The 16773-nt window shown below is 72.2% G+C and carries 10 protein-coding genes; 6 read left to right on the top strand and 4 right to left on the bottom strand.

The window, feature by feature from the left end; genetic code table 11:
* Positions 1-16: 16 nt before the first annotated feature.
* A complete protein-coding gene (locus WME82_RS03860; RefSeq protein WP_437917345.1) occupies positions 17-484 on the bottom strand; it encodes a hypothetical protein in 468 nt (155 codons plus the stop codon).
* 73 nt (positions 485-557) lie between these two features.
* Between WME82_RS03860 and WME82_RS03855 the strand changes: the two genes are divergently transcribed.
* Positions 558-4556, top strand: coding sequence for a protein kinase domain-containing protein (locus tag WME82_RS03855; RefSeq protein ID WP_438041712.1), 3999 nt, complete (start codon positions 558-560; stop codon positions 4554-4556).
* An 11-nt stretch (positions 4557-4567) separates the two neighbouring features.
* Positions 4568-6031 (top strand): sigma 54-interacting transcriptional regulator, encoded by a 1464-nt coding sequence (locus WME82_RS03850; RefSeq protein ID WP_438041711.1) that lies wholly within the window; start codon positions 4568-4570, stop codon positions 6029-6031.
* A gap of 22 nt (positions 6032-6053) precedes the next feature.
* Here WME82_RS03850 and WME82_RS03845 read toward each other — a convergent pair whose 3' ends face one another.
* Positions 6054-6452 carry a hypothetical protein gene (locus tag WME82_RS03845; protein ID WP_438041710.1) on the bottom strand — a complete coding sequence of 133 codons (399 nt, stop codon included), beginning with the start codon at positions 6450-6452 and terminating at the stop codon, positions 6054-6056.
* A 491-nt stretch (positions 6453-6943) separates the two neighbouring features.
* Between WME82_RS03845 and WME82_RS03840 the strand changes: the two genes are divergently transcribed.
* Both WME82_RS03840 and WME82_RS03835 read left to right on the top strand, forming a co-directional pair.
* Positions 6944-7510 carry a hypothetical protein gene (locus WME82_RS03840; RefSeq protein ID WP_437864762.1) on the top strand — a complete coding sequence of 189 codons (567 nt, stop codon included), beginning with the start codon at positions 6944-6946 and terminating at the stop codon, positions 7508-7510.
* Between the two features lie 116 nt (positions 7511-7626).
* The gene (locus WME82_RS03835) at positions 7627-8283 is read left to right on the top strand and encodes a hypothetical protein (protein ID WP_438041709.1); all 657 of its coding nucleotides are present in this window, start codon (positions 7627-7629) and stop codon (positions 8281-8283) included.
* 91 nt (positions 8284-8374) lie between these two features.
* On the opposite strand, the gene WME82_RS03830 is transcribed toward WME82_RS03835, so the two are convergent.
* The gene (locus WME82_RS03830) at positions 8375-10960 is read right to left on the bottom strand and encodes an SUMF1/EgtB/PvdO family nonheme iron enzyme (RefSeq protein ID WP_438041708.1); all 2586 of its coding nucleotides are present in this window, start codon (positions 10958-10960) and stop codon (positions 8375-8377) included.
* Between the two features lie 245 nt (positions 10961-11205).
* On the opposite strand from WME82_RS03830, the gene WME82_RS03825 reads away from it, so the two are divergent.
* Together WME82_RS03825 and WME82_RS03820 are read left to right on the top strand one after the other, a co-directional pair.
* Positions 11206-12081, top strand: coding sequence for an ATP-grasp domain-containing protein (locus WME82_RS03825; protein WP_437744172.1), 876 nt, complete (start codon positions 11206-11208; stop codon positions 12079-12081).
* 290 nt (positions 12082-12371) lie between these two features.
* Positions 12372-15914, top strand: a complete 3543-nt coding sequence (locus tag WME82_RS03820) for a protein kinase domain-containing protein (RefSeq protein WP_438041707.1) — start codon at positions 12372-12374, stop codon at positions 15912-15914.
* Positions 15915-16164: 250 nt separating this feature from the next.
* Here the strand turns inward: WME82_RS03820 and WME82_RS03815 are convergent, their stop codons facing one another.
* Complete coding sequence (locus tag WME82_RS03815) at positions 16165-16692, bottom strand: hypothetical protein (RefSeq protein ID WP_438041706.1); 528 nt, start codon at positions 16690-16692, stop codon at positions 16165-16167.
* Between the last annotated feature and the right edge of the window lie 81 nt (positions 16693-16773).

Raw genomic sequence — 16773 nt, 5'->3', positions numbered from 1 at the left:
CAACGAGGCCCGCGCGTCACTTCACGCCGGCGCGCCGCAGCACCTCGGCGCGCTCGGCGTCGGTCGGCTCGCGCTGGCAATCCTTCCCGGCGCTCTGCAGGACATCGAGCTGGCGGACGAGATCCTGGGGATCCACGCTCAGGCATCCTTCCTCGAACTCGGAGCACTCGGCGACCGAGAGCGCGGTCCCCGCGACATAGCGGCAATCGGGATCCCCGGGTGGGTACCTCAGGAAGGTGGAGGCGTTCGTGACGAGACACGCCGCGTCCGACGGCGTGTTCGCCTTCTTGCAGCGCGCGGCGGCGATGCGCGCCATCCGGTCCAGCTCGGCCGCCGGATACATGGGTATCCGGGGGCGGGCGGGCTCGGCGCTCGAGGCGCCCGCCGCCCGCGGGCCCGCGGCGGGCTGCGGCGCTCCGGAGCACGCGCCCGCGAGGAGCGCGCATGCGCCGGCGAGGACGAGCAACAACCCCCCAGGCATCATCACGCGAGACGTATCATATCCGCCTCATCACCCGCAATCGAGCCGCCCCGGACCGGAGGCTCGCTGGCCCGACGTGGATCGGGTCGCCGCCCTTGCGGCGGCGGCGAGCGAGGAGGCAAGCTCCTCCTCGATGCTCCCGGACAGCGTGATCGACGGCCGCTTCGAGGTGAACGCGCTGGCCGGCGCCGGAGGGATGGGGACGGTCTACCGGGCCCGCGACCGGGCGAGCGGCGCGACCGTGGCGCTCAAGCTGCTGCGCGAGGCCGACGCGCACTCGGCGGCGCGCTTCGTCCACGAGGCGCACATGCTCTCGGGCCTCGAGCACCCGCACATCGTGCGCTACGTGACCCACGGGACGGCGCCGTCGGGTCAGCCGTACCTCGTGATGGAGTGGCTCGCGGGGGAGACGCTCTCGGAGCGCCTTCTGCGCGGAGCGCTGCGCCTCGAGGAGGCGCTCGCCGTCGTGCGCGCCGCGGCCGGAGCGCTCGGGACGGCGCACGCGCGCGGGATCGTCCACCGCGACGTCAAGCCGAGCAACCTGTTCCTCGTGGATGGCTCGATCGAGCGCGTGAAGGTGCTCGATTTCGGGATCGCGCGCCTGCACGCGGCGGCGACGCGGCTGACGCAGACGGGCAACGTGCTCGGCACGCCCGGGTACATGGCGCCGGAGCAGGCGCGGGGGGACCACGCGCTGCTCGACGCGCGCGCCGACGTCTTCTCGCTCGGCTGCGTGCTGTTCGAGTGCCTGACCGGGCTGCCGGCGTTCCACGGGCAGCACGTGATGGCGCTGCTCGCCAAGCTGCTGATGGAGGAGCCGCCGCGCCTGCGGGAGCTGCGGCCCGAGATGCCCGCGGAGCTCGATCACCTGGTGGCGCGGATGCTGGCCAAGGAGCCGGCCGCGCGGCCGGGCGAGGGCGCCGCGGTGGCGCAGCTCCTCGACGGGATCAGGGACGCGAGCGGCGGCGCGACCCCGGCGGATCGGAGCGTCGCGCCGATCACCGGGGACGAGAAGCGGCTGATCTCGATCGTGGCGATCCAGCCGGTCCGCGAGCGGCCGAGCCCCTTGCAGGAGACCGTGCCGCTCAGCGCGGTGTCCCTCGACGCGCTCGCGCAGGTGCGGTGCGTCGCGGCCCCGCTGGGCGCGCGGGTGGAGCAGCTCTGCGACGGGACGGTGGTGGCGACGGTGACCGGCGCGGGCAGCGCGACCGACGCGGCCTCGCTCGCGGCCCGCTGCGCGCTGCGGATCCACGCGACCCTGCCGACGGGCGCGTGGAACGTCGCGCTGGTGACGGGCCGGGCCGAGGACACGGGGCGCATACCGCTCGGCGAGGTGCTGGAGCGGGCGGCCTCGCTGTTCGAGGCGCCCTCGCGGGCCGGCCGCGCGGACGGGCGCGAGGAGCGCCACGAGGGCGTCCAGATCGACGCGATCACGATGGCGTTGCTCGACATGCGCTTCGACGTGCTGGAGCAAGGGGGAGCGCTCTGGCTGCTGGCGGAGCGCGAGGTCGGCGAGGCGGCGCGCAAGCTGCTCGGCAGGCCGAGCCCCTACGTGGGCCGCGACCGCGAGCTGCGCGGCCTCCTCCAGACCGTCGAGGGGAGCTTCGAGGATCGGCAGGCCGCGGTGGCGCTGGTGACTGCGGCGGCGGGGATGGGCAAGTCGCGCCTGCGCCACGAGCTCTTGGAGCTGCTGAAGCGGCGCTACCCTGCCATGGACCTCGGCGTGGGCCGCGGCGACTCCATCGGCGCGGGCTCGGCGTTCGCGATGCTGGCCGGGGCGCTGCGCAACGCGCTCGGGATCGCGGCGGGCGAGGCCGCCCCGGCGCGCCGCGAGAAGCTCGAGCGAGCCGCGTGCCGCCTCCTCGCCGAGGCCGATCGCCCGCGGGTGGCGGCGTTCCTCGGAGAGCTGATCGGCGCGCCGTTCCCGGACGATGACCGGCCGCTCCTGCGAGCGGCGCGTCAGAGCCCGGCGCTCATGGCGGAGCGCGTCGAGCAGGCGTACCTCGATCATGCGCGCGCGGTGACGGACGCGCAGCCCATGCTGGTGGTGCTGGAAGACCTGCACTGGGGGGACGCACCCTCGGTGCGGATCTTCGATCGGGCGCTGCGTGAGCTCTGCGATCGGCCGTTCGTGGTCGTCGCCTTCGCGCGGCCCGAGGTCCACGACCTCTTCCCCCGGCTCTGGGTGGAGCGGGGGCGCTCGGAGATCCAGCTGCGCCCCCTGCCCGCCCGGGCCGCCGAGCTGCTCGTGCGGAGCGCGCTCGGCGAGGCGATCGACGCGCAGACCGCCGCCACCATCGTGGCGCAGGCCGACGGGAACGCGTTCTACCTCGAGGAGCTGATCCGGGCGGTCGCCGAGGGGCGGGGCGGCGCGCTGCCGGAGACGGTGCTGGGGATGGTGGAGGCGCGGCTCGCGGCGCTGGGGTCGGAGGAGCGGCGGCTGCTCCGGGCCGCGAGCGTCTTTGGCGAGGTGTGCTGGACCTGGGGCGTGCGCGCGCTCTCGGGCTCCCCGGCGCCCGGCGCGCGGGAGAACGACGCCTGGGCCGAGCTCTTCGAGCGCGAGATCCTCGAGCGCCGTCGGACGCCGTGCTTCGCGGGCCAGGAGGAGATCGCGTTCCGGCACGCGCTCCTGCGGGAGGGCGCCTACGCCATGCTCACCGACCGCGACAGGCGCGTCGGGCACAGGCTCGCGGGGGAATGGCTCCTCCAGGCGGGCGAGCAGGATCCGATGGTGCTGGCCGAGCATTTCGAGCGCGGCGGGGAGACGGCGCGGGCGGCGGGGTTCTACCTGCAGGCGGCCGACAAGGCGCGGCTCGCGGCCGATGTGCCGGCGGTGCTCGCGCGCGCCCGGCGGGGTATCGCCTGCGAGCCCGCGGGGGAGGTGCTGGCCGAGCTCCATATCCTGCTGTCGGAGCTGCTGTTCCACCTCGACGACCTGGCGCAGTCCTGCGCGCACGCGCTCGCTGCGCTGGAGAGCTTGTCGCCAGGCAGCGAGCACCACGGGAGGGCCCTGGCGATCGCGCTCCTCGGCGCGGTCTACGCGGGTGACCGGCAGGCCGCCCGCGACCTGATCCAGCGCGCGCCCCCCGCGGATCTCCCCGTCGATCCCCGGCTGGTGCTGGTCACCTGGACCCCCATCACCTTCCACGCCGTGCTCTGGGAGGGGATGCCCGACCTGGCGCGGCGCTACCTGCACAGGATCGAGCAGGACGTCGCGCCGATCGCGGGGGATGATCACATCGCCTGGGCCGCGATCGACATGGTGCGGGCGTGGTGGTGCGCCCACGCCGAGCGAGATGCATGGGGAGCGCTCCAGCGGTGCCGCACCGCGAAGGAGCACATCGAGGCCCTCGGCGATCGCTTCCACATCATGATGGTGCGGCTGTATGCGGCCCAGAACGAGCTGAGGCTCGGCGCTTTCGAGCTCGCCGAGCAGGCCTTCGACGCGCTGCTCGCGGTGGAGCACGCGCCGGCCTACGTCGCGCTGACGGCGCTCTCGTTCCGGATCATGGGGCTGCTGGAGCAGCGGCGGGTCACGGAAGCGCAGGAGCAGGCCGGCACGATGCTCCGCAGAGCCTCGGCCTCCAGCGGGTTCTCTTACACGACGCAGGCGCGCCTGCTCCTCTCGGAATGCCGCCTCGAGCGAGGGGATCTCGCCGGGGCGGAGGAGGAGGTGCGCGCCGTCGGGGATGCCGCCAGGCTGGTGCCCTTCTTTCAGTCCGTGCGCCTCTCGCTGCTCGCCGAGATCCGGCTCCGGCAGGGGCGGGCGGCGGAGGCCGCCGCGCTGGCCCGCGAGGCGTTCGCCCTGGAGCGGTCGACCGCGTGTCTCTTTGTGCTGCGGCAGGAGGTGGTCCCCGCGCTGCTGGCCGAGGCGCTCCACGGGAGCGGCGAGGTCGAGGCGGCCCGTGAGGTCCTCCGCGAGGCGCGCGCCGAGCTGCTCGCCCGCGCCGACAAGATCGCGGATCCCGCCTACCGGCGGAGTTTTCTGGAGGACATCGACGCGCACGTACGCACGCTGGCGCTCGCGCGCGCGTGGCTCGAGACGCGAGCAGACGGGGGCGGCGCGACGAGGTAAAACCAGCCGCAGTGAACAGGGAGAGAACCGTGGCCGCCGCGAAGTCCACCCGGAACGATGTACAGGGCGCCCTGGAGCTCGCGGTGTTCGCCGGGGGCCGCGTGACGCGGCACCCGCTGCCTGCCGAGGGCCGGGTGTCGCTCGGCCGGTCGCCGGAGAACGACGTCCCGATCGACGACAGCTCCGTCTCGCGCCGGCACGCGATCATCCACCTCGGCCCGCCCATCGCGATCGAGGACCTCGGGAGCGCGAACGGGACCCGCCTCCGCCGCGAGCGCAGCGCCGGGCCGACGACCAAGCTCCTGGAGCTCCAGCCCGAGCAGGGCAAGACGATGGAGCTCGCGGTCGGGGACGCGGTGAACCTCGGCTCGACGCTGATCGTGATCCTGCCGCGCGAGGGCGCCGCGAGCGCGGCGCCGGGCCAGGGGCCGGGCCAGCCCATCGTGCTCGACCCGGCCATGGAGCGGCTCTACGCGCTGGCCGAGCGCGTGGCCGGCGCGCCGATCACCGTGCTCTTGCTCGGCGAGACGGGCGCCGGCAAGGAGGTGCTGGCCGAGCACATCCACCGGCGCTCGCCGCGCGCGCAGGGGCCCTTCGTGCGGCTCAACTGCGCGGCGCTCTCGGAGTCGCTCCTCGAGAGCGAGCTGTTCGGCCACGAGCGGGGCGCGTTCACGAGCGCGGTCCAGGCGAAGCCGGGCCTCCTGGAGACGGCCGAGAAGGGCACGGTGCTGCTCGACGAGGTGGGCGAGCTGCCGCCCAGCATCCAGGTGAAGCTCCTGCGCGTGCTCGAGGAACGGAAGGTGATGCGCGTCGGGGGCCTGAGCCCGCGGCCCATCGACGTGCGCTTCCTCTCGGCGACGAACCGCGATCTTGCCGCCGAGGTGAAGCGGGGCGCTTTCCGGGAGGATCTGTTCTTCCGGCTGAACGGCATCGCGCTGACGATCCCGCCGCTCCGGGCGCGCATCGCCGAGATCGCGCCGCTCGCGCGCGCGATCGCCGACCGGACCGCGAGCGCCGTCGGGCGCCCGGCGCCGGCGTTCGCCCCCGAGACGCTCGCCGCGCTGGAGGCGCACCGCTGGCCCGGCAACATCCGCGAGCTGCGCAACGTCATCGAGCGCGCGGTCGTGCTCTCCGGCGGGGACACGCTGCTCCCGGAGCACCTCCTGCTCGACGCCGCCGCCGCGCTGCCGCCCTCCGAGGCGCGCCCCGCGGCGGCGCCCGTCGAGCCGCGCCCTGCAAGGGCGCCCGCCGAGGTCGCTGCGCCGGCCGTCACCCTCCCTCCGGCCGAGGCCGGGGGCGGCCTGCGCGGCGAGCTCGACGCGATCGAGCGGAAGCGGATCGTCGACGCGCTGGAGCAGTGCGCGGGGAACCAGACGCAGGCCGCGGCGCTCCTCGGCATGCCCCGCCGCACCTTCGTGGCCCGGCTGAGCGCCTACGGCATCCCGCGGCCGCGCAAGGGCAAGGCCACGCGCTGACGCGCGCCGGGGACGCAGGGCCTCACTTCGCGCCGAGGAGCTTCAGCAGCTCTGCCCGCTCGGAGTCGGTCGGCTCGCGATTGCAGTCCTTGCCGGCGTTCTGCAGGGCCGCGAGCTGGTGGTCGAGATCCTTCGCGTCCACGCTCTGGCAGCCCTCCTCGAAATCGGAGCACTCGGCGACGGACAGCGCGGTCCCCGACACGTAACGGCAATCCGGGTCCTCGGGCCGGTATTTGAGGAATGGTGTGGCCTCGGTGAGGAGACACGCCGAGTCCGAGGACGCATTCGCCTTCTTGCATCGCGCGGACGCGACGCGGGCCACCCTGCGCAGCTCTTCCAAGGGGTAGCGGCGGCTCCGGGGACCGGCAGGGCCCGCCGCGGCGGTGTCGCCGGCCGGGGCCGCCGGCTGAGCGACGGCCACTACCGGGGCACCGCTTCCCAGGCGCTCCGGCGTCGAGGGCGAGGGCGGCGAAGAGGAGGCGCACCCACAGGCGAGAAGCGCGGCAACTGTGATGAGATGAGTTCCCCCAACCTTCATGGGCGACATATATCACACCTTGTCTCGCACTTTCAATGCAGAGCTCACCCGCCGAGCGCCGACCCCACGCATCAAGCGTGAGCAAATATTTACAGCATGAACATCCTGTCGGACGGCGAGGTGAGGTCCGCACTCGGGAAGGCTGATTGAGCATGCGCCGCGCGGCGCTCGCGCAAGCGCCGCTCGCGCAGGTCTTGCTCAAGTCGAGCGAGGGTGACCCGACCTGCGGCGCCGCGACGCGAGAGCGCCTCGGATCCTGCACGGATCCTCGTTTCCTCGCGGTGGCACGACGCCTGCTGAAAGGCCAATCGCCGCGCGCAGCGCCGCTATCTCGGCAGGAGAGCGCGCAGGCACACCTCGAAGGGAGCTCTATCATGATGCGTGCGCTGTTCGCTTCGTTGTCCTTCTCGTTGCTCGCTGGTTGCGCCGTGACGCCCGCTGGAGAGTCGGCAGCAGAGGATCTCGCCCCGCCGGACGCGGTCGAGCAGTCGGCGGCCAGCGACGCTGTCGCCTTCTCCTCGGCGGTGACGTTTCATTCGGAGACGCCGTTCTACGTCCCGCCGCGCGTCGGCGGGGATGCCGACTTCGGCGGTCACGGGCCGCGCACCACGCTGGAAGTGGAGCTCCACGTCTTCAATGGCAACGAGGTCTGGGCGTCCGTCCATATCGACGCCATCGAGACGAAGAGCGACTGGACGCGCGCCGAGGGGACCGGCTGGTTCCACCTCTACACCGCGCCCCGCGAGATCACCGGGATCCTCGGCCCCACGTACTTCGAGCACGAGTACCTCGACACGAACCACGCCCACGACCTCTTCTCGTTCTCCACCGGCAGCCTGGTCTCGCTGCTCGACTATGTCGGCGACACGAAGGGCAACGAGGCGGGGACCAGGACCGGCGTCCAGGTCTTCTTCCAGCCGATCACCGTGGGTCTCCTGTGAACCCCCGGCGCGAGCGCGCGCCCGGCGAGGTCCGCCCCTCCGGAGGTCGCGCTCGCGCCGGACAAACCGGCCAACATTTCGAGGTTCCACGCACGAGACGAGGAGTTCATCAAGCCATGAACATTGTATCAAGCACGGGCGAGCTGGGTGTCACGCGGGGATACGTCTTGCCCACGGGGTCGGATCAGCCGGACCAAACGCAGATCCCCATCGACTCGAAGCTCCGCTTCATCGAGACGAGCACCGGGAACCCGCTCCTCCACTTGGCCGTGACGGGCATGACACCCCCCGGCGGGTACACCGCGAAGACCGAGTACTGGTCGAGGCTCGCCCCCATCAAGTCGAGGTTGATCACCCTGGTCTCGTTCGGGTTCACGAACCGCCCGGGAGCGCCGGATTACCCCAAGGAGTTCCGGGACTGGCTCGTCGGGGGCAGCGTCCTCGCGACCGGCCAGGAGGCGTCGGCGCAGCAGTGGACTCAGGGCATCTACCAGCCGACCTCTCCGGCCAGCGCGCTCTACTGGGCCGTCGATCCGGACGGGCCGCTCGGGCGCCGGATCGGCCTCCTCGTGGAGCTCGGCAGCGCCGGCGAGCTGCGCAACGCGATCTGGTACAAGATGGATCGGCCCCAGAACGGCCTCATCTTCCAGAGCACCCCGAGCAAGGTGAACTTCACGCAGGTGTTCGTGGGGGATACGCCGTCGATCGATCCGCACCACATCGACCCTCAGGCCGCCTGGCACCACTACCATGGCGTGATGAGGCCCGCGTGAGCGGCCCGCGCGCTTGACGCCTCGCCCGGGGGCGCCGCCCCAGGCGCGCCCGGGCAGGCCTCCAGCGCAGGGAGGCGGAGCGCCGCGCCGCTCACCCCGGCGCCGGGCGCGCCAGCCGGAACCCGATCCCCCCGAAGCGATCCCCGGGCTTGCCCGCGAAGCGCCCCGCCGCCCGGCAGAGGTTCGGCGACGTCGACCACGCGCCGCCCCGCGCCGCGCGGAAATCCGCGTCGCCGTCGTCCGCCGGATCGAGCAGCACGACCCCCGCTTCGGTCCGGGCCCCCTCGCGCTTCCACGCGTTGATGCACCAGTCGCGCACGTTGCCCGCCGCGCCGCGCAGGCCATAAGGGCTCTCGTCCTGCGGGAAGTCGTCGACGGGCCGCCGGCCGGCGACGCCCTCGTGGCTGCCCAGCATGCAACCCCAGGTCGGCTCCAGGAAATCACCCCAGGGCATGCACCGGCCGTCGACGCCCCGCGCCGCCTTCTCCCATTCGAGCTCGTTCAGGAGGCGCCACGGCGCGCCCGTCCCCGCGGCGTACCACGCCGCATAACGCATCGCCGCCCGCCAGTGGACGAACGCGACGGGCATCCTCGGCTCCTCCTGGACGTCGGTCTGGATGCACCCGAGCCGGAAGCGGCCGTCGTCTCCCCGCTCGAACCGGAGCGAGTCCGGGCTCGATCCCGAGGCGGCGCGGCCGAGCGAGAGGCGCGGACAACACTCGAGGGCCTCGGCTTCCCGCCCGCTCGCGACGAGCGCGTTGAGGAAGCGGAGGTACTCGGCGTTGGTGACCGGGTGCCTCCGGACGATGAAGCCGTCACACCAGAGCCGCGTCCGCGGGAGGCTGTCCCCCGCGTCCGGATCGCCGCCGGCGAGGAACCAGCCGGCCGGCACGTAGAGGTCGTCCTCGCCGAGCTCGCCGAGGCGAAGGAGGCGCACCGGGTGGGCCCCTTCCCCGCCTGGCCGGACGCCGTCCCAGCGCCGCCCGCGCTCGATGAGCACGGGATACCACGCGTCGTGGTACCCCGGCGCGCGCAGCGTGAGGAGGTAGCTGCCGCGCGGGAGCGCCAGTTCGAGCAGGGGCGTCGGGCCGAGCTCGCGCGCGAGCTCGGGCACGAGCCTCCGGTCGCGCTCGACGTAGCGGTGGAGGGAGACCAGCGCCCCCGCGGGCACGGTCGCCAGCGTGAGCGCCCCGTCGCCGGCGAGCAGCACCGCGTGGCGCCCGCGGTCGTGCTGCCGGAGGAGCGCCTCGGCGCGCGCCGCGCCCCGCGGATCCCGCGCCTCCTCGGCATGGGCGAGCTCCTCGGCGTAGTGATCGGCCAGCGCATCGTGCGCCTCGCGGAGATCCGGCGCCTCGTTCAGCGCCGAGCGGAGGACCTGCATCCACTCGACCTGGCCGAGCGACGCCTCCCGCTCCAGGCGCTCCGCCTCGTCCTCGAGCCGCCACCCGCGCGCCTTCTGCTCGGCCGGATCGAACGAGCTCAGGCCGTCGAGGATCGCCCGCGCCTCGTCGCGCAGCGCCCGGGCGCGCGCCCGCGTCGCCTCGATCTCCGGCCGGATCGCGCGGGCATGGTCCACGATCGCGAGCGCGCGCTCGCGCCGCCGCGCGCCGTCGAGCCAGCTCCTGACGTCGGCCGCGAGCGCGGCCGCGTCCGGGTGGCGAGCCTCCGGGGCGAGCGCCATCGCGCGGGCGCAGATCGCCGCGAGCTCCGCGGGCACCTCGTGGGGGGCGCTCGCCTCGACCGGCCTGAGCCCGCCGGTGAGGAGCGCGCCCCAGACCGCCGCGGGCTGGCCGCCGTAGGGGTGGCGCCCGGCGAGGATCTCGTAGAGCACGACGCCGAGCGCGTAGACGTCGCTCGCCGCGCCGAGGCGATCGCCCTCGCCTCGCGCCTGCTCCGGGGCCATGTAGAGCAGCGTGCCCAGCACCTCGCCGGGCTGCGTGAGCGGGGCCGCCTCGATCACGTCCGCCGCGCCCGCGGCCCCGGGCGAGGCGCGCAGCGGCGCGGAGGGCCGCGCGAGGCCCCAGTCCATCACCAGGACCTCGCCGAACTCGCCGATCATCACGTTGGCGGGCTTGAGGTCGCGGTGCATCACGCCGCGGCTGTGCGCGTACGCCACGGCCTCGCAGACGCGGAGGAACGTGTCGACCGCCCGCCGCAGCGCGACGGGCGAGAGGCTCCCGCCGCCGGCCGCGTACGCCTCGGCGATCACCTCGCCGAGCGTGCGCCCGCGGACCTCCTTCATCGTGAACCACAGCCGCCCGTCGGCGAGCTCGCCGCACTCGTGCACGGGAACGATCCCGGGGTGCTGGAGCGCCGCGGTCAGGCGCGCCTCGGCGAGGAAGCGGGCGCGATCGGGCGTCGCGTCGCGCGTCTCGGCCGACTGGATCTTCATCGCGAGCACGCGCCCCAGGATGCGATCGCGCACGCGGCGCACCTCGCCCATGCCCCCGCGCCCGATGCAGCCGAGGTCCTCGTAGCGCTCCTCCGCGGACAGGCGCTCGGGGGCCGTGACGGAGATGGGCGGCAGCTCGGGGGCCGTGGCGCCCGGGGTCTCGCGCAGCCTGAACGTGACGTCCGACGCCGCGCCGGCCGGCGGCGCGCTACCCGCCTCGGTCGAGGCGGGCGCGCCGCATGCGGGCTGCGTCAGCGCCATCCCCTCGCGCTCGCTGAGGCTCATGCGTCGTCCACTCCGCGGATCGCGCCGGGGAGCTCCCCAGGGCCGAGGTCCGAGCCGACTCTATCGTCCGGGCGCGCTGGGCTCAACCCGACAGGCGCTGAAAGACCCGATTTTCGCCCCCGTTGAGTCTATCCTCTCGCAAGCGATCGCTCTTCGCAAGACTGGTTCTTCGCGAACGTGGATCCACCTTGTCCGCCCCGCCGCGCCGACCCGGACCCGGGCGCGGCGGCACCCAGGAGGACTCCATGAGCGACGTCACCATCCTCTTCGGAAGACCCCATGTCCCTCAGTTCGCCGAGGATCGCTTCGAGATCGACGTGCTGGCCGCCGAGGAGCTCGGCATCGAGTCCTATGCGATCCCGCTCGATCCCGTCGTGAATGGCGAGCCGGAGCGCGCGTTGCGCCGGCTGCCGAGGCCCCGGCACCGGACGTGGCTCTACCGGGGATGGATGTTGAGCGAAGAAGAATACACGGGCCTGTACGAGGCCATGCAGGACCGCGGCGAGGAGCTCGTCGTCGATCCGGAGAGCTTCGCCGAGGCGATGTACATGCCCAATTACGTCCCGCTGCTCGGCGACAAGACGGCGCCCACGCGGTGGACCGAAGGCGAAGACATCCGGGAAGCGTGGGAGGTGGCCCTGGAGCTCGGGCCGCCGCCGTGGGTGGTCAAGGACCACGTGAAATCGGTCAAGGAGCTCTGGCATCGTGCGTGCTTTGTGCCCGAGGGCGCCACGTACGACGATTTCGCCGAGGTGTGCGAGAAGATCCTGGAGCTCCGCGGGGACCGCTTCGAGCGGGGGTTCGTCGTGAGAAAGTACCTCGACCTCGCGACGCTGCCCGGCTGGGCGCCCGGCCAGCGCCGCGTGACCGACGAGCACCGCCTCGTGTTCTGGGAGGGGCGGCTCGTGGCGCACGCGCCGTACTACGACGTGGACTCCACGCTCGATCTTCCGGAGCAATTCGCCCATCTCGGGCAGGTCATCGGCTCCCCGTTCTTCACGGCGGACGTGGCCCGGCTCGAGCGCGGTGGAACTACGGTGATCGAGATCAACGACGGCGGCTGTTCGGTCTTCCCCGAGCAGATGGATCCGCGCGACTTCTACGGGGCGGTGCTGGGCTGAGGCGCCGGCGGTAGTGGAGTGAACGCTCCGCCCACGCGGGTCGCGAGGACTCGCGCGGCGCGCGCCGTCGCGGCCGCTCGCTCGGCGAAGGCGGATGGCTTGTGGGCGTGGTGAACCAGTCGATGACGCACATACCGCTCCCGCGGAGCGAGGCGTACAGAGCCTATCGCGACAACGTTACGCAGGGACTGTGCCGGGGCGGGGGAACGGGATTTCGCGGAGTTTGGGCGAGATCGCACGGGGGTGCGACCTTGGATGCCGCACCCGGTGGGAGAGGCGCGCCGTCGGGCGTGCGTCGAGGAGGGGGCGCGACGCCGGGCCTCGCAGGTGGCGGGGGTACTCCGCGAGGCGGTACGGGGCGGGTTCGGGTAACATCGCCTCCCATGGGTCCAGCAGTGTTCCCGGAGGCAGGGGCCGTGTTCGCAGGCAGCTACCGTGTCCTGCGTCCGCTCGGGGGAGGCGGAATGGGCGCCGTCTACGTCGTCGAGCACATCACGACGGGGGCGCAGCGAGCTCTCAAGATCCTCCGGCGGGAGCTCTGCGGCGACGAGCGCCTCGTCCGGCTCTTCCAGCAGGAGGCCCGGATCGGTCACCGCATCTCGAGCGATCATGTGGTCGACGTCATCGATGCCGGCGTCGCGGAGGGGACTCCATGGCTCGTGATGGAGCTGCTCCAGGGTGAGACGCTGGCAGAGCACGTGCGCCACACGGGGCCGCTTCCTCATGCCCGCGCTGCGGAGATACTGGCGCAGGTCGCGCACGCGCTCGCGGCGGCGCACGCCGAGGGCGTCGTTCATCGTGACGTCAAGCCCGAGAACGTCTTCATCGCCGCATCGAAGCGGCAGGGTGAGTCTCTGCTCGTCAAGCTGCTCGACTTCGGTGTGGCCAAGGTTCTCGAAGGGGCCCGGCTGGCGGGCACACTCGTCGGCAGTCCGCTGTGGATGGCCCCTGAGCAGCTCACGGGAGCGCCCATCACACCTTCCACCGACGTCTGGGCGCTCGGATTGCTCACCTTCTGGGTGCTCACCGGAACCACATACTGGTCGCTCGAGGATCGAGCGCTCCTGAGGCACCTGATCGAGGTAAGCCATGCGGCGTCCGTGCCTCCCGCGTCGGCCTGCGCCACGAGGAGCGGGCGCGCCGCGCTACTGCCGCCGGGGTTCGACGCGTGGTTCACTCGCTGCGTCGCGCCGTCCCCGCAGGCCCGCTTCGCCGAGGCGGGCGCCGCGTTTGACGCGCTCCGGAGCCTTCTCCGCGATCCAGGGGCGCCGGGCGCCGATCCGACAATGCGCGCGGCTTGTGTGCCGGGCTCGCGTCGCCTCGACCGGCTGGAGGACACGATTCCAGGGATCGCCGCGGCGCCGACGGAGCGCGCGGCCCGCCCGGCTTCGACAGGTGCCGGTGAGCGTGTCGCCGGAAGCGCGCGGCGCGACGCGCCGGTCGGCTATCTCGCGGCCATCGAAAAAGACATCCGTCATCAACCGCTCGGCGTGGACCAGGAGGGCGCCACGCTGCGCCTCCTCGAGGAGGTGTACGTCGAGCTCCGCGTGGCCGACCGCCGGTATATCGAGTGCGCAGACCGCATGCCGCTCGAAGGGAAGCCGCAGACGCTCGAGCGCTTCCTCGACCTGCCGGCGCCGCGTTGCTTCAGCGTGCTCGGCGAGCCGGGAAGCGGCAAATCGACGCTGCTCAAGCACCTCGCGCTGGCGCGCGCGGAACGGACCCGCGGCGTGCTCGAAGCGGGCCGCGATCCGGGAGCGGCCGCCATTCCGGTGCTCATCCGGCTCGCCGAGCTGGACGGGTCGGGCGAGGGGCTGCTTGAGTACGTCGAGCGGACGCGCGGGCGCCTTGGGCTCCCGGCAGGTACCGGCGCGGCGCTCGCGGAGCAGGCGGCCGCGGGCCGGGTGCTCTTCCTGCTTGATGGGCTCGACGAGGTGCCGGGCGATCGCCTCGACGCGCTGCTCGCCCACGTGCGCCGCATCGCGGGCGAGCGCGCGTGGCTCGACGCCGGCTGCCGCGTGGTGGTGACGTCGCGCCCGTTCGGTTATCAGATGCCCGCGGCCCAGTTCGCGGCGCTCGAGCTGCTCCCGCTCACCGCGGCAGCCCAGCGCCTCCTGCTCGACCACTGGCTATCTTCCCGTGAGATCAGCGCGGCGCAGATCGATCGCATCGCAGCAGCCATCCAGTCGCAGCAGAGCCTCCGGACGCTCGCCGGCAATCCATTCCTGCTCACGCTCATGGCGCTCGTCGCGCTGGAGCCACTCCGCACCGGCGCCCCGATCGAGCTACCCGCGCGCCGTGCGCAGCTCCTCGGCGAAGCGATCGACCACCTGCTCCGCGGCAGGCCCCGCGCGTCGCCGACCGCACCGCCGCTGCGCGAGAGGTCCCGCGTCCGTCAGACGCTGGAACAGGTCGCGCTCGACCTGCTCCGGCTCGGCGCGGGGCCATATGAGCTCGAGTGCGTCCTCGACGCTCTGCGCGCGAGCGACGCGTTCTCCCGGCTCGCGAGGGCGCGGCCCGTGTGGGACGATCCCGAGGCGCTGCTCGGAGACGTGGCGCAGGCGACCGGGATTATGATCCCGGTCGACGCTGGCCGGTCGAGGTGGCGGTTCCAGCACCGCGCGCTGCAGGAGCGACTCGCCGCAGCGGCGCTACACAGCGCGGGCCCGCCAGCGTGGCAGGCGCTCGCGCGGCAGCTCGGGCGCGACTCCGCTGCGCTCGGGCAGTGGGCCGAGACGTTCGCGCTTCTTTCCGGTGAGCGAGGCCAGGAGGAGCGGCTCCTCCGCGATCTCGCCGATGTGAACCCGGACCTGGCGATCCGTGCGCTGGGCTCGGCCGGCGACGGCGCCGTGAGGCCAGAGACGCTGCTCGAGCTTGTGGGGCTAGAGGCGGCCCGCGACGCGTGGGAGAAGCGGCGCGATGTTATCCGCGAGCTCGCGGAGCGCGTCGGGCCGACCCGCGACGGTGTCGGCTTGTTGCGCCAGATCCGACGAACGACGACCCACGGCGCGGACCTCTTCTTCGTTCACGAAGCCCTGGAGTCCATCGCCGAAAAGGCGCCTGGGCCCGCGATTGCTGCAGCCGCCAGGGAGGAGCTCTCGTGCTTCTTCGATCATCTCGCAGAGCCGCCGGATCTGGGGCTGGAGCTCGTGGAGCTGCCGGACGGCGTGCGCCTGCCCTGCTGGTGCGAGGTGACGGGGCTAGGGCCGCCATTCAAGATCGGACGCGTGCCCGTGACGAATGCGCTCTACGAGCGGTTCGATCCGGATCACCGCATCGAGCGCGAGTTCGTAGACCGGATTCCATCCTGCGAGCTCGACCACCATCCCGTGGTCAACGTGACCTGGTACGAGGCGGAGATGTTTTGCCTCTGGCTCAGCCAGCGAAACCCCGGTGTGCGGCTACCGTCCGAGGAGGAATGGGAATACGCTGCCACCCAGGGGACGGGCCGAGAGTTCCCTTGGGGACTGGAGGAGCCAACCCCGGATCTCGCCAACTTCGACGAGCACGTGGGTTGCACGACGCGCGTCGGTGCATACGCCAAAGGAGCTGGCCCGGTGGGCACGCTCGACCAGTCAGGCAATGTGTGGGAGTGGTGCCTCGACGCCTGGAATTCCGAGGTGCAGGCGAGGCGCCGAGCCTTCACGCAGAATGATGCGCACATTGACACGGCGACAGACACGGATGTGAACACCAGCGATGTCGTGCGGGTCGTTCGCGGTGGCTCCTGGGCGCGAAGCCCTGGTTTCCTGGCCGCGCACTTCCGTTTTGGGGAGTGGGCCTGGTACCGGCACAACGGCCTCGGCTTCCGGTGTTTGATGCCGGCGGGTTGACCTGACGTGCGCCTCGACGCCTCGGCCGCACGCGAAGGCCTGCGAATGGGGGCCAGCGGGAGCGGTCACGGCTTGAGCCAGCGCGCGCCTGCTAGGAGCTCGATTCACTCGCGCGTCGTCAGCCGGTGACAGGGCTCCGTCATGTGGATGCCACCAAGCACGGGTGCATCGAGATCGCGTGAGTCGGCTCCAACGCCTCGTCATATAGTTGATGGCGTGACCGAGCCTGCTCTCGGGCAAACAGGGGACGTCAACGCACCGCTCTTCGCGACCTGTTGGTGCTGGAGACGCGCGGGACGAGCCAACAGACGGCTCGCTCAGGAAAGATAGAGCACAAAGACGCTTCCGAAGAATGCCAGCATGCAAATCGCAACCCGCAGCCTGTGCCAATCACCCCAGCGCTCAAGCTCCACCGGCAGGTCCTTGGGGTCGATGGCTGCCTGCGCAAAGGCGGCGTTGGCGTGCTTGAAATAGCCGAATAGATCGCGACCAGCGAATTCGCCAGCACAGCAACGACCGTCGACACCCATACAGCCCTGCTGGCAGCCAGCCAGGCAAAGACGGCCGCGACGAATGCGGCGGCAGGAGTTATCGCCGTGATCGGCGCAAAGAAGCGAAACAGGCGCGGCGCGTACTGAGGATGCAGACGATAGAACTCTTCAGCCTTCAGGGTCTTCCAGTAGGGCACCAGCAAAGCGCCTTCAGCCCAGAGCGCTCCCGCCAGCAAGCCCAGCAGCACCACGCTCACGACCAGACAGATCTCGAACAGAAAGTTCATTCCAGTCTCGCAAGAACCATGTCATTCGCGAACATGAGCCACGCGCGGCCCGCCGGGGACCGCGGAGCAGCCATCAGGAGC

Source organism: Sorangium sp. So ce128, assembly GCF_051525245.1.
GTDB lineage: Bacteria > Myxococcota_A > Polyangia > Polyangiales > Polyangiaceae > Sorangium > Sorangium cellulosum_B.
Note: the sequence above shows the minus strand (reverse complement) of the source record. Positions and strands in the feature narration are given on the sequence as shown.

Coding starts and splice junctions, on each gene's coding strand:
- WME82_RS03830 (WP_438041708.1), bottom strand. CDS start 10,960: ATGAGCCTCAGCGAGCGCGAGGGGATGGCGCTGACGCAGCCCGCATGC.
- WME82_RS03835 (WP_438041709.1), top strand. CDS start 7,627: ATGAACATTGTATCAAGCACGGGCGAGCTGGGTGTCACGCGGGGATAC.
- WME82_RS03840 (WP_437864762.1), top strand. CDS start 6,944: ATGATGCGTGCGCTGTTCGCTTCGTTGTCCTTCTCGTTGCTCGCTGGT.
- WME82_RS03825 (WP_437744172.1), top strand. CDS start 11,206: ATGAGCGACGTCACCATCCTCTTCGGAAGACCCCATGTCCCTCAGTTC.
- WME82_RS03860 (WP_437917345.1), bottom strand. CDS start 484: ATGATGCCTGGGGGGTTGTTGCTCGTCCTCGCCGGCGCATGCGCGCTC.
- WME82_RS03815 (WP_438041706.1), bottom strand. CDS start 16,692: ATGAACTTTCTGTTCGAGATCTGTCTGGTCGTGAGCGTGGTGCTGCTG.